This window comes from Candidatus Synechococcus spongiarum (assembly GCF_900047545.1).
Classification (GTDB): domain Bacteria; phylum Cyanobacteriota; class Cyanobacteriia; order PCC-6307; family Cyanobiaceae; genus Synechococcus_B; species Synechococcus_B spongiarum_C.
The window spans coordinates 1-11907 of the sequence record NZ_FITM01000047.1; the positions used below are offsets into that span (position 1 = coordinate 1).

The following is an 11907-nucleotide window of genomic DNA, read 5'->3' on the forward strand; positions in this document are numbered from 1 at the left end:
ATGACTTAAGAACTTCAGTGGTGGAGCGGGCTTTTGAGCGTTTGGGTACTATCCTAGGTAAGTCCCTAAAAATTCACATCTTCTAAGTTTAGCTGATTTAGAAATGTTTAGAGAACATAAAGACCCTTTTGATCGATTGTTAGTTACTCAAAGCAGAGTGGAGTCTATGGAGTTACTTACCTGTGATAAAAAATTACCACTTTACGGACACAGCATTCAATGGTATCCACGTAATCATTCACGTACTAGATTGAGAAAGTGAATTGAATAACATCATCCACCTATCAACTCCATATAAGTCAGCCGCTTACCAACCATTCCAGCTACCATCCTCAACATCATATCTACAGTATCTAATCTTCTGATGTTGTGACAACCACAAAATTCATTGACATAGCGATTCAGATGCCATTCACTGATCTTGTGGAAGATGCCTTGGTAGCCACGTTTCAGCATTGACCAAAAGCTCTCAATTCCATTAGTATGGGCCATATTATCGACATATTCGCCAACACTGTGATTAACTGTTTGGTGGTCCATATATCATTCATTCCTTGGTAGCCCAACGCTTCATCAGTGTAGACCGTAGTACCTGGTTCAGCATGGTATCTCACAAAGCCTTTCAAGATAGTCGCATCCGTACCCTTGACTACTCTGGCACTGACTTGGCCAGTCTTGCGGTCTTTGACGCCAGCCACAATAGCCTTACCAACTGGTCCACATCCAGTTTGCTCCTTACGTTTCTCATGGCTCATGTTCTTACGTTTGCCACCAATGAAAGTTTCATCAGCTTCAATAGGACCATCGAAACCAGGCAACCACGCAAAATCGAAAGTTTCCCTAATTCGATGGGCAAGGAACCAAGCTGACTTCTGTGTGATGCCAAGATCACGATGTAGCTTCATGCTTGAGATGCCTTTCAGGTTAGTGGCAATGAGAAAGATGGCAATAGCCCAAATCTGGAATCCCAGTTTGGAGCATTCCATCACAGTGCCGGTCCTAGTGCTGAACCGCTTACGACAATCACGGCAACGGTAAGGCATGGAGCGATGCTTAGTGTTGGGATTTCCATTGGTAGATCCACAATGAGGACAAATGATTCCTTCGAGCCATCTTGATTGCACAAACCATGTTTCTGCTGTTGCATCATCTGGAAACTTTTTCATTAGTTCCATTAGGCTCATTCCATGACGGTGGGACTTACTTGGACCTGTGCGCCTCATAATAACCCAAGTGGAATCAATGATAAACTAAGAATAGGCTGGATAGGTCAGATTGTCAAGGGTCTGTTATGGGGAATTGAGATTTCAGTAGTGGACATAGAATGCTGATGGGAAACTATCAATCAATGTTCTCAAACAAATTCATTGTTCGAGGAGTATTTATTCTTTTTTTGATAATTTCACAATAATCTGGGTTTAGTTCATACATTATACAATTTCTATTGTTGTTAATGCAGACTTCTAATGTAGTTCCTGATCCACCAAATGGATCTAACACAGTTCCATTTACAGGACTACTAGCTTTTATCATCCTTTCTATAATTTCCAATGGCTTTTGTGTAGGATGATCTTCCCTTTCCCTGTGTAGCTTATGCAATCGTGACACACTCCATACATCCTTAGGGTTATACCCTAGCTCTAACCACTTTGAACCCTCAAATATAGAACGAGATCTTGCTTTTTTGGTTTCTGGATTATACGAAATCCGAACAGCATCTATGTCAAAATAGTAGTTCTTAGAGATTACAAAGTATCCTACTGTGTCATGGACTGAAGAAAATCTCCTGGTCGAACCTCCCATACTTGGCACTTTACGATCCCATATAATTTCATTGATCATAATCATTCGCTTCTTAATTAACGAGAATATCTCAGGTGAGTTTCTCCATGTAGTAAAAATGTATAATCCACCAGTCTCTTTAATTTTAGGAAGAACAAGATCAATCCAGTTAATAGTCCATTTCACAATTTCATCAGCAGATTTCATATCTGAGTTATTTCCATAATCTTTCCCTAATCCATAAGGTGGATCAGCAATCACAAGATCAATAGATTGATCAGGAATAGACTTTACTCCTTGAAGGAAGTCAGTGTTCAATAGTTGATAATTCATAGTTTTATACTCCTGGAATTGAGTTTGAGTAATTGTAAAAAGTCTTCTCTAGCTCGTTCTTCTCGTTTTGCATAGTAATATGCTTGCAACTTGTCATTTCTTGGATTTACGTAAATGGGTAAAAACTGTGGTGAAAAAGTATGGACTTTATCTTTATTGAAAATGATTGTGGTATTGTTAAAATGAAACTGAAATACAGCGTAAATCAATCTGTAATTTAAATTAGCACTGTACTGCATGAATAATTTTTCTACTGCTGCAATATCATTTTTGTTTTGCTTTTGTTTTGCACTGGTAATTTTGATGTTAACGTAATAAATAGTATTTTCATTTTTTATTACTTCACAGTCATGCAAGCAAGTATCAGGTAAATTAAATTCTATATCTTTAATTTTAAGTTTTTCTCTTTTATGTTTTGCTTGTTGGACAATGACTTGCTCCACAATCCAACTTACTGACCTGGTATGAGGTTTCAATCCATATGGCAGTATTTCTGGGTCTGTAATATCAAAACTTGGGATGATTTTAACTACACGCAAAAATAAATCATGCATCTCAGCAAGCTCAGTGCAAATTAAATCAAGCTCAGAAGACATGGTTCATTTAGCTATGAACTCGCTAATTCTAATTGTTTATCTCTTTATCGTCAAGCATCTTGTGATATTTCTTAATCTTATGAGTAGTCCTATCTAAGACTCATAAGACTTTAGTGGTAAACTGCTTGGGCACCTACGTATGTAAGCCCCAAAGCATTGATCATCTACAACAGGATCTGAACCATCTCCACAACCAGTTGGAACAGGTCTACTTTCGGGTACCCCAGTCATTTCCCCCTCCCCACTCTTCCATCCAGAGAACCGCATGAAAGCCACAATCACCCTACAGCTTTCATTGTACCTATAGCCGACCAGTTGATCTGGGTTCTCATTGCTTTTGTCTCAGGCCCCGCAGCGACGGTCATCAGCGGCTGGAGTCCTTCAACCTGCGGATCAGTCCTCATCCCAGCAAACAGTTCACCCTGCCCTCCGCCAGCAACGACGAGGTGATTCGTGCCTGGTTCAGCGGCTGCACCGACCGTCTCACCATTGAAGCCACGTCCCTGATGCTCACTTACCCCCCCATTGCCGAGTGCATCGCACCCACGGACCAGCTCCTTCCCTGTGCCGTCAGTGATCGGGACCGTTCCCTGGAGGGCTACACCCTGGGAATGGACAACACGACTATGCTGCGGTGCAACTGGCCCAGGAGGGGCTGGTGATGAGCGATCACCAGACCCTTGGTTTCCTGTTGCAACTGGTGGCTGTCATCAAAGAGCAGATCAGTTACAGCCTCCGCCACACAGGCCCGGCCTGGCCGGCAGGCCGCACCATTCGTGAGGGCATTGGCTCCTGACGGGATCTGGCCATGGTGTTCATTGAGTCCTGCCGTTGCATCGGGCTGCCGGCACGGTTTGTGAGTGGCTATCACCTGACCGAGCCGCCACCACACGTTTACAAACTGCACGCCTGGGCAGAGGTGTACCTGTCCGGAGCAGGCTAGCGAGGATTCGATCCCAGTGGCAACGGTGAAATCGACCAGCAGTACATCGCCATCTCCACACCTTCCGATCCCATCAAGGCTGCCGCTGTACAGGGCACCTATGTCTGCTCCGCTGCGGTGACCTCCAACTTCCATTGGAGCATCACTGTTGACTCGTCAGATGACTTGTCGGCGGGCTTGTCTGGCCAGAACTCTTGAGAGAGGTCCTATCGCCAGAGCGCTTGTTTCTCCTGCTCCAACCATTGGCTCCAAGGGCGGCAGGCCAAGGCTGCGTTACTGAGCCGCCTGTTGCCAGTCACCTCCGGGCCAAGCCAGGGGGGGAGACAAAGACCGGCATCAGGTCGCTCCAACTCCACCTCCGCCAGCACCAAGCCGCGATTGGCTCCAGCAAAGCAATCCACCACCCAGTCCCCACCAGTCAGCTTGAGCATGTGGCGCTCTTTGCTGAGTTGGTGAGGGCAATACTTCAGGAGGCACTGGGCGTCCCCAAGAGGAATGGCGTACTCAAATTCCCAGCGCCGAATCGGCGCAGTGGCGGGTGTTGCCCCCAGTGCAACGGGCGCCTTCAGGGTAAGCCAGCCCCTGTTATGGTCATGGCGCACACGGGTGGTCACCCCATGGGGGCTGATACTGATGTAGCCCTGGCTCAGGTGGATACTGGTGCGCACCTGGTCCTGCCAGCCTGTTGTACGCACCAGGAAACGTCGCTCGATTTCCAGACCCACGGCCATGGAGAGGCGATCACACCGGTTCCCCGGAGCGACCCACAGGTCCGCCAGGGCGCCGCTTCCCTTGCACGATCACCGGCGGCGCCTGACCGCTTCCAGGTAGACCTGGTACCACGGTGGTTGTGCCGTCCCACTTGTCGAGGAAAAGTTTGTAGAGCACCTGGTCGTTGAGGCTCTGGTTGAGGGTGTTGTATCGCTTGGCCTCCTGCTCGGCAATGCGCACTTCCGTGCGGGCCTTCAGCAGGCGCTGGTCGGCAATTTGCTTCTGCTCGATGGCTGCCCGGTACTCCTCGGCAATGCGCAGCCCGGTCAGGTCCAGCCCTTGCACATCCACGTAACCAAATTTGCTGAGTTCTTCAGAGACCTTCTCCTGCACAATCTCGGAAATACTGTTCCACTCGGAGGCGATGGTGACCAGCTCGTATTGGGAGAAGACCGACTTAAGGGCCTTCAGCAGAGACGGCTGGACAATGCGGCCGTAGACTTGCTGATTGGCGGTGGCAATAGAGCGGAAGATGCGGCCAGCCTGGTTGGAACGGATTGCATATTTGATGGTGGCCGTGGCCTCAATGACCTGCAGGTCCTTGGTGAGGGAGGAAAACTCTTCAGGCCGCACCTGGGTCTTGATGTCGAACATGGCAATGTTCTGGATCAGGGGAATCTTGAAGTTGGGGCCTGCAGACCGTGGTTCACCTGTCACCTTACCCAGGGTGGTGACCACCGCAACGTTGCCTGCGGGCACAATGAACAGCACTTGGGTCAGGAGGATCAGAGTAACGGCAACCGCAAACCCCAGCAGGGGCAAAAAGGCGTTGCCGTTATCGTTGTTGATGGGGCGGATGGGCGTCTGCATGGAGCCGGTCGGTGACCCGTCCAGTCTGCAACCTCCAGGGTGCCAATGGGTGCCTGTGTGACTGGACAACTTGCCCGACTTGCCAGTTGTTCACCGGTTGCTTGAAACTTTGAATCAAGCTGCTCTCCCCCTTGTCTCCCCATGCCCTCCGATGATGCCAAGAAGCCGCCGCAGCGCCACCAGCAGAGAATACGGATGCTGGCCACCCTTCTCTCGGGAATCTTTGCCCTGCCGGTGTTGTTCACGTTTGGCGTAACCATTCGTGATCTCTTCAAACCGCCGGAACCCTCCATCTATGCAGCGCCCCCCGCGCCGCCAGAGCCCTGACACGTGGTCTCAAGGTGGGTCTCGGGAGACTCTTCCTGGGGGCTGGCCCTGCCAGAGGGGATTCGGCGCTAGGCTGCTACCCTATGCCTTTGGGCAGCACCTTTCCATTGCTTTGTGTACAGTGTTTTTCTGCGGTCGCCCCGTGCTCTTGTCAAGCCTGCCCTTCGGGTAATCGGTGGGATTGTGGGCTTGACGGTGCTTGGCCTCGGAGCGATGCCCGTTCTGGCCATTCCCGAGGCTGAAGCCATCAAAAAGCTTGAGGCGGTTGCCGTCTACGTGGTGGTGAGCGCGGAAGGTCAGCCTGCCTTTGTCGTTGATGAGGAGTCACCGGATCAGTTGGTGCTTCCCATGTTCATGAAGGCCGAACGGGCCCAGCAAGCGCAAGAGACGCTGGAGACGGGCTCCAACGAAGGCAGCCGCGTGGTTCCTCTCCTCCTCAACATTGCCCTTGAGCGCAATGAAAAGCTGGCCCAGGAGATCCGGGCGCAGGATGAGAACGCATCGCTGGTCACGCCACTGGTGCCTGCCCAGGAGGACTGGCAAAAAGCTGAAGAGATCTTGCTGGCGCAAGGGATTGCCCAGGACGAGATTGACCAGACCCTCACAGTTCCTGTTTTCTTCACTGATCCTTTCATCACCATCAAGCCACCGGGGACGGACGAGGCCAAAATTGCCCTGTTCTTTAACTACAGCCAGCTTCAGCAAGCAAAACAGACTGTGCCGGATTTTGACGGTGAAGACAAAGTGGTGGACTGGCGTCACGCCATTAACACCATAATTCAGTATGAAGAGGACAGCTACTTCCTCTTCCCTACGGAGGACGCCATCAGAACCATCCAGGCCCAGCAGGAGGCGCAGGAACAAGAGGCCCAGGAGTAAAAGTCCAGCTACTCAACTATCCGGGCGTGGGTTCCGCAGACCCACCAACAGCCCTGCCGTCAGCAGCAGCAGTCCCAGGCCAATGGCCAGGCCACGGCTGCCCGTGCTTCCCTCCTGGGACCAGAAGAGTCCCGTCGACATAAACACACCACCCAGCAACACCGCTGGCACCATCACCAGACCACGGGCAACAAGATCGCTCATGCAGTTCTCAGAGCTTGGCGCCACAGGCGGGGCAGAACAGGTGGTCCACAGCCGTGGTGAAGCCACACTTGCGGCAATCCCGGCTGCTGGCCACGGCCAACTCCGGGTGGCTGGGCAGGCCCACCATTTGGGCATTGCTCTTGCCCGGTGGCACCATGGGGTAGCAGTTTTCATCGCGGCGCACCCGCACGTCCACCAGCACCGGACCCTGGTGCTCCAGGGCGGCTTGCAAACCGGAGTGCAGGTCCTCCCGCGCATGAATACAGAGGCCCTTGATGCCGAACGCTGCCGCCAAAGCCACGAAATCCGGCATCCCGTTGTTCATGTTGGATGCGGAATAGCGCTCCTGGTAGAAGCTTTCCTGCCACTGGCGCACCATCCCCTGCCACTGGTTGTTGATGATGATCACCTTGGCCGGCAAACCGTACTGGGCCAAGGTGCCCAGTTCCTGGATGTTCATGAGGATGCTGGCGTCACCGGCAACGCAGATCACCTGCTGATCTGGCAGGGCGGTCAATACCCCCATGGCGGCAGGTACCCCAAAGCCCATGGTGCCCAGACCCGAACTGCTGATCCACTGGCGCGGCCCGTTGCGCAGGTATTGGGCGGCCCACATCTGGTGCTGGCCTACGTCCGTGGTGACAAAGCTGTCGGGCGCCAAATCCCGCACGGCGATGAGCACCTCCTGGGGATAGATGTCCCCGGAGGCCGGCGGGGTCATGAGGGGATAGCGCTGCTTCCAGTCCGCAATGCACTGCAACCAGGTGGCCGCCGTGCTCAAGGGAGGCTCATTCGGTTGGCAACAGTCCAAAAGCCGTCCCAGGCTGTGTTTTAGATTCCCCACCACTGCCAGCTCCGGGCGGCGGTTTTTGGCGATTTCCGCAGGGTCGATCTCGAAGTGAATGACCTGGGCACGGGGAGCAAAGGTGTCCAGCTTGCCGGTCACCCGGTCATCAAAGCGGGCGCCACAGGCAATGAGTAGGTCGCATTCGGTGACGGCGAAATTGGCGTAGGCCGTGCCATGCATCCCCAACATGCCCACGGACAGCTCGTCGTTCTCGTCAAATGCCCCTTTGCCCATCAAGGTGGTGGTGACCGGGATGCGGAAACGCTTGGCTAGGACCGCCAACAGACCTTCGGCCCCTGCGGAAATTGCCCCGCCACCCACGTAGAGCAGGGGCCGCCGGGATCCACGGATCATCTCCAACGCCTGGTGAATGACCCCGTCTGGCGCCGTGGGGGGCGGTGTAAACCCCCTGGGCACCAGGCTGCCGGGGGGCACCGGGGTGTAAGGAAACAACTCCTGTCCCACGTCCTTGGGCACGTCAATGAGCACCGGACCAGGGCGACCCTGGGCGGCAATGTAAAACGCCTGGGCCACAATGCGGCCCATGTCCCGGGGATCCCTCACCACCCAGGAGTGTTTGACGATGGGGAGGGTGATGCCAAAGATGTCGGTTTCCTGGAAAGCGTCGGTGCCAATGGCGGACCGCGACACCTGACCCGTGATGACCAGCAAGGGCACGGAGTCCATCTGGGCCGTGGCAATGCCGGTCACCAGGTTGGTGGCGCCGGGACCGGACGTGGCAAAACAGACGCCCACACGACCCGTTGCTCTGGCGTAGCCATCGGCGGCGTGGGCGGCTCCCTGCTCATGGCGCACCAGGATGTGCTGGAGCCAGCCGCGACTTTCCGCCTGGTGGAGTTCGTCGTAAATGGGCAGAATGGCGCCCCCGGGGTAGCCGAAGATGTGCTGGACCCCATGGCGGTGCAGTGCGTCCATGAGGGCAAATCCCCCGGAAACGCGCTGGGTCCCCGTCAAGGGATGGGGGGTGGTGAAGTCAGTGCGGACAGGAGTGACAGTCACGGGTACCGGAGTCGAAGCTGCCTTGAGGATGATGCCCAGGGTATGGGCAAATTTCTTGACTGATTGGTCTTTATGGTAAGAATTTGCGAATGATCCTGGCGTTTTGAAGGCTTTTACAGTAAGCCCAGCGCATGGAGGGGGCCATGGCCGCTCAGCACCTCCAGCAGGATGGCCAAAAAGCCCACCATGGCCAGGCGGCCGTTCCACACCTCTGAGCTGTTGTTCCAGCCCCACTCCCATTTCTCCTGGGGGTAAAGCTTGGTCTTTTGGGGCAGTTGGGTGAAGGTGGCCAACTCCACAGGCTCTTTTGCCAGGCTGCTCTCCACCAGATCCGCCAGGGCATGGATGAAGGTGGGATGGGTGCCCAAGGCCGGAACCCGAAGGAAGTTCTCGATCCCCACCTCCGTGGCAATGTGACGGTACTCGATATCAATTTCCTCCAGGGTTTCGATGTGCTCACTGACAAAACTGATGGGCACCACCACCAACTCCTTCACACCGGCCTCCCCCAGCCCCTGCAGCGCGTCTTCCGTATAGGGCTGTAGCCACTCCACCGGACCCACACGGCTTTGGTAGGCCAGGGTGTAGGCATTCTCCCGCTGCATGGTGTCCATGATCAGACTGGCGCAGCGTTCAATCTGCTCCTGGTAGGGGTCACCGGCCTCCTCCACGTAGCTCTTGGGCACCCCATGGGCACTGAAAAACACATGGGCCTTGTCCGGCGCGTTGGCCTGATCCAAGGTGGAGCTGATGAGCTCCGCCATGGCTTGCAGATAGCGGGGATGCTCGTACCAGGAGCCAATGGCGCGCAGCGGCAGGCGGGCAAAGGCAGGATCGTCCTGGCGGAGCCGATCCAGCAGGCGGAAGCTGGAGCCACTGGTGCTGATGGAAAACTGGGGATAGAGGGGCAACACCACCACCTCGTCTATCTCGTCCGCCTTGATGTCACCCACGGCGGATTCCGTGAATGGATGCCAGTAGCGCATGGCCACGTAGGTGGTGGCTTCAATCCCACGTTGACGCAACTCGCTCTGCAGCACCTTGGCCTGCTGGTCCGTGATGCGTCGCAGGGGGGAACCGCCACCGATAGAGCGGTAGGCCTTCTGGGAACGCCCCGCCCGCAGGCTGCTGATGAGCCATGCTAAAGGCTTCTGCAACTGGGGCAGGGGCAGGCGGATGATTTCCGGATCCGCGAAGAGGTTATAGAGGAACGGCCCCACGTCCTGGATCCGCTCGGGACCGCCAAGGTTGAGCAGCAAAACGCCAATACGGGCCATGTCCCCGGCGGGCAAGTGGTGGTTCAGTGGACCCTAACCCTTTCCGGGCACCCATCGGAACCCTTGCCGAACTGTTATCACCTTGAAAACACTACTCCACGGCAGCGGCCAGACTGGCCCCCCATGGCTCCATCAACCCCACCCCTTCCAGCCACCCTGATCAACGACTGGCTGAAGCCCGCTGCTGTGGTGGGTACCCTGGCGTTGCTGCTGGCAGCCTTTCATGGTGCGGCAAGAGAGATCAGGACGACGGAAGCCAGCCTCAGAAGCAAGTTCAAGGCTGAACTTCAGGCTGCAGAGAGCAGGTTGCGGGCTGACATCTCTGAGTTGCGAGCAGATAACAGAGCCTTGAGCCAGAAGCTGGATCAGTTGCTGGAGACCCTCCTGCAGCCTTGAGCAGCACCTAATGACGTGATGCAAAAAACCCTCGCCCTAAGGCGAGGGTTTGGGTGCCGGCAATGACCTTGGGATGCCGAGCCCACACGAAGGGTCATTTTGCTGCGAAAAGCGGCTGCAAGCAGCCGGTCACAGGATGGACCCCTTCTCGGTTTACTACGTCATGTATGCTAGCACTCTGCCTTAACTTGTGCAAGGGGCTCTGTTGCATGGCATTGATTTTTGGTTTCGATATCGGCACCACGTCCATTGGATTTGCAGTCATTGACCACGATCCTGAGCAGAGCACCGGCAAGATCCATCGGCTTGGGGTGCGCATTTTTCCTGAAGCTCGTGATCCCAAGGCTCTGGTCCCCCTGAATCAAGACCGCCGCGCTGCACGGATGCGGCGACGTCAACTGCGTCGCCGTCGCCAGCGGCGCCATGGGCTGGGTGAACTGCTGCACCAGTACGGCTTCCTGCCAAAACGGGACAACTCACGTGAGTCCGAGTGGAACAGGGTCATGAAAGCCGACCCCTACCAACTGCGCAAATGGGCGTTCAATCTCCAGCGAGCGGAATCTGATGGATTGCACAGCCAAGGGTTTGCGGCCATGGAAGCTGAACGGGCCACTCTCCCGGAGTGGGCCTTGGAGGGTGAGCACTTATCCCCTCACGCGGTGGGGCGAGCCATCTACCACTTGGCACAGCGGCGGCATTTCAAGGGGCGGGATATTGACGAAATCTCCGAGGATGCCGAGACCGATACACAGAACAAGTCTGATGATCAAGATGCAGAGGAGCAGGAAGCGCGGTCAGCCGGAGAGAAGACCGGGCAAACTCTTAAGCAGGAGAACAAGACTCTTGGCGCATGGCTGGCAGAACGGGACCCAGACGAGCGCAAGCGTGGCATCCATGCTCTCCGACAAAACGTAGAAGAGGAATTTGACCAGGTATGGGCGCCCTGTTTGCCCAATGACCAGATCAGGGCAGACGTGCATAGGGCCATTTTTGATCAGCGGCCTGTCTTCTGGCGCCTGAAGACGCTTGGCGCGTGTCCCTTCCTACCCGGAAAAGACCTTTGCTCACGCGGATCCTGGCTGTCCCAGCAACGGCGGATGTTGGAAAAACTGAACAACCTGAAGCTTGTGAGCCCGGAGGATCGCGACCTGGATGCGGAAGAGCGGCAAGCCGTCCTGGCCAAGCTGCAAACCCAGGCCTCCATGACGTGGACAGGGGTTCGTAAGGCACTGGCGCCTCTCTATCGCACGCGGAATCGGAGGGGAGATGAAAAGCTGCTGAAATTCAATTTGGAGCAGGGTGGAGACAAGAAACTGCTCGGCAATCCGATTGAGGCAAAGCTGGCGAACATCTTTGGCAATGGGTGGCCAGATCATCCTCATCGGCAAGCCATCCGAGACGCCTTGCATGAGCGTCTCTGGACAGCAGACTATGGGGTTTGGGGCGAGCAGCGTGTTGTCATTCGTCCGGCCCAGGAGCGCAAGGAATGCAGAGAAGAAGCGGCACGCTACTTCGTTGACACGTTTGGCGTATCCCATGAGCAAGCCGAGAAAGTCAAGGCTTTGAAACTACCCACAGGCTGGGAGCCTTACTCAAGCGAAGCGTTGCGGAAGATTCTGCCCCTGCTGGAGGCGGGTGTGCGGTTTGGTGAAATCATCAACGGGCCTGAGTTGGAATCATGGCGCGCCGCAACATTTCCCAATCATCAAGGGGAATCCTGCC

The 11907-nt window shown here is 54.7% G+C and carries 14 protein-coding genes and 2 pseudogenes; 8 read left to right on the forward strand and 8 right to left on the reverse strand.

All coding sequences use genetic code 11. The annotated features are described in order from the left end of the window. Positions 1 to 273: 273 nt before the first annotated feature. The 3 genes and pseudogenes from FLM9_RS01830 to FLM9_RS07935 all read right to left on the reverse strand — a co-directional run bounded on the left by FLM9_RS01830 (position 274) and on the right by FLM9_RS07935 (position 2711). A pseudogene (locus tag FLM9_RS01830) lies at positions 274 to 1184 on the reverse strand (IS1595 family transposase). Positions 1185 to 1341: 157 nt separating this feature from the next. Further along, complete coding sequence (locus FLM9_RS01835) at positions 1342 to 2100, reverse strand: DNA-methyltransferase (protein ID WP_218969719.1); 759 nt, start codon at positions 2098 to 2100, stop codon at positions 1342 to 1344. A gap of 11 nt (positions 2101 to 2111) precedes the next feature. After that, positions 2112 to 2711, reverse strand: a complete 600-nt coding sequence (locus FLM9_RS07935) for a hypothetical protein (RefSeq protein WP_143324552.1) — start codon at positions 2709 to 2711, stop codon at positions 2112 to 2114. Between the two features lie 320 nt (positions 2712 to 3031). Between FLM9_RS07935 and FLM9_RS08485 the strand changes: the two are divergent. The 4 genes and pseudogenes from FLM9_RS08485 to FLM9_RS08500 all read left to right on the forward strand — a co-directional run. Then, positions 3032 to 3157 (forward strand): annotated as a pseudogene (locus FLM9_RS08485) (transglutaminase N-terminal domain-containing protein); the annotation flags it as partial. Then, entirely contained in the window at positions 3158 to 3373 is a 216-nt protein-coding gene (locus FLM9_RS08490; RefSeq protein ID WP_257242952.1) for a hypothetical protein, read from the forward strand. Beyond that, positions 3373 to 3507: a hypothetical protein gene (locus FLM9_RS08495; protein WP_257242953.1), complete on the forward strand. Its 135-nt coding sequence runs from the start codon at positions 3373 to 3375 to the stop codon at positions 3505 to 3507. The genes FLM9_RS08490 and FLM9_RS08495 overlap by 1 nt, the downstream gene beginning before the upstream one ends. A 12-nt stretch (positions 3508 to 3519) precedes the next feature. After that, positions 3520 to 3654: a transglutaminase-like domain-containing protein gene (locus FLM9_RS08500; RefSeq protein WP_257242954.1), complete on the forward strand. Its 135-nt coding sequence runs from the start codon at positions 3520 to 3522 to the stop codon at positions 3652 to 3654. Positions 3655 to 3860: 206 nt separating this feature from the next. Here the strand turns inward: FLM9_RS08500 and FLM9_RS01845 are convergent, their stop codons facing one another. Further along, positions 3861 to 4385: a CYTH domain-containing protein gene (locus FLM9_RS01845; RefSeq protein ID WP_306806774.1), complete on the reverse strand. Its 525-nt coding sequence runs from the start codon at positions 4383 to 4385 to the stop codon at positions 3861 to 3863. Positions 4386 to 4395: 10 nt separating this feature from the next. Then, complete coding sequence (locus FLM9_RS01850) at positions 4396 to 5235, reverse strand: prohibitin family protein (protein WP_074456992.1); 840 nt, start codon at positions 5233 to 5235, stop codon at positions 4396 to 4398. Positions 5236 to 5376: 141 nt separating this feature from the next. Between FLM9_RS01850 and FLM9_RS07940 the strand changes: the two genes are divergently transcribed. Then, positions 5377 to 5562: a hypothetical protein gene (locus FLM9_RS07940; protein ID WP_143324553.1), complete on the forward strand. Its 186-nt coding sequence runs from the start codon at positions 5377 to 5379 to the stop codon at positions 5560 to 5562. Between the two features lie 213 nt (positions 5563 to 5775). Further along, positions 5776 to 6441 (forward strand): hypothetical protein, encoded by a 666-nt coding sequence (locus tag FLM9_RS01855; protein WP_074456993.1) that lies wholly within the window; start codon positions 5776 to 5778, stop codon positions 6439 to 6441. A 12-nt stretch (positions 6442 to 6453) separates the two neighbouring features. On the opposite strand, the gene FLM9_RS01860 is transcribed toward FLM9_RS01855, so the two are convergent. The 3 genes from FLM9_RS01860 to hemH form a co-directional block, all read right to left on the reverse strand. Then, on the reverse strand, positions 6454 to 6645 hold the full coding sequence (locus tag FLM9_RS01860) for a GIVxVP protein (RefSeq protein WP_074456994.1): 192 nt from the start codon (positions 6643 to 6645) through the stop codon (positions 6454 to 6456). 7 nt (positions 6646 to 6652) lie between these two features. Beyond that, the gene (ilvB, locus tag FLM9_RS01865) at positions 6653 to 8428 is read right to left on the reverse strand and encodes a biosynthetic-type acetolactate synthase large subunit (RefSeq protein ID WP_081340121.1); all 1776 of its coding nucleotides are present in this window, start codon (positions 8426 to 8428) and stop codon (positions 6653 to 6655) included. A gap of 197 nt (positions 8429 to 8625) precedes the next feature. Then, the gene (gene hemH, locus FLM9_RS01870) at positions 8626 to 9789 is read right to left on the reverse strand and encodes a ferrochelatase (protein ID WP_074456996.1); all 1164 of its coding nucleotides are present in this window, start codon (positions 9787 to 9789) and stop codon (positions 8626 to 8628) included. A 123-nt stretch (positions 9790 to 9912) separates the two neighbouring features. On the opposite strand from hemH, the gene FLM9_RS01875 reads away from it, so the two are divergent. Then, positions 9913 to 10185 carry a hypothetical protein gene (locus FLM9_RS01875; RefSeq protein WP_074456997.1) on the forward strand — a complete coding sequence of 91 codons (273 nt, stop codon included), beginning with the start codon at positions 9913 to 9915 and terminating at the stop codon, positions 10183 to 10185. A gap of 209 nt (positions 10186 to 10394) precedes the next feature. Then, positions 10395 to 11907: type II CRISPR RNA-guided endonuclease Cas9 (gene cas9 / locus FLM9_RS01880; protein WP_143324554.1), on the forward strand; the 1513-nt coding region annotated here is incomplete at its 3' end.

What these genes read in the sequence shown, in the direction of transcription:
- FLM9_RS07935 (WP_143324552.1), bottom strand. Translation starts at nt 2,711, where the DNA reads ATGTCTTCTGAGCTTGATTTAATTTGCACTGAGCTTGCTGAGATGCAT.
- FLM9_RS08495 (WP_257242953.1), top strand. Translation starts at nt 3,373, where the DNA reads ATGAGCGATCACCAGACCCTTGGTTTCCTGTTGCAACTGGTGGCTGTC.
- FLM9_RS08500 (WP_257242954.1), top strand. Translation starts at nt 3,520, where the DNA reads ATGGTGTTCATTGAGTCCTGCCGTTGCATCGGGCTGCCGGCACGGTTT.
- FLM9_RS01845 (WP_306806774.1), bottom strand. Translation starts at nt 4,385, where the DNA reads ATGGCCGTGGGTCTGGAAATCGAGCGACGTTTCCTGGTGCGTACAACA.
- FLM9_RS01850 (WP_074456992.1), bottom strand. Translation starts at nt 5,235, where the DNA reads ATGCAGACGCCCATCCGCCCCATCAACAACGATAACGGCAACGCCTTT.
- FLM9_RS07940 (WP_143324553.1), top strand. Translation starts at nt 5,377, where the DNA reads ATGCCCTCCGATGATGCCAAGAAGCCGCCGCAGCGCCACCAGCAGAGA.
- FLM9_RS01855 (WP_074456993.1), top strand. Translation starts at nt 5,776, where the DNA reads ATGCCCGTTCTGGCCATTCCCGAGGCTGAAGCCATCAAAAAGCTTGAG.
- FLM9_RS01860 (WP_074456994.1), bottom strand. Translation starts at nt 6,645, where the DNA reads ATGAGCGATCTTGTTGCCCGTGGTCTGGTGATGGTGCCAGCGGTGTTG.
- ilvB (WP_081340121.1), bottom strand. Translation starts at nt 8,428, where the DNA reads ATGGACGCACTGCACCGCCATGGGGTCCAGCACATCTTCGGCTACCCC.
- hemH (WP_074456996.1), bottom strand. Translation starts at nt 9,789, where the DNA reads ATGGCCCGTATTGGCGTTTTGCTGCTCAACCTTGGCGGTCCCGAGCGG.
- FLM9_RS01875 (WP_074456997.1), top strand. Translation starts at nt 9,913, where the DNA reads ATGGCTCCATCAACCCCACCCCTTCCAGCCACCCTGATCAACGACTGG.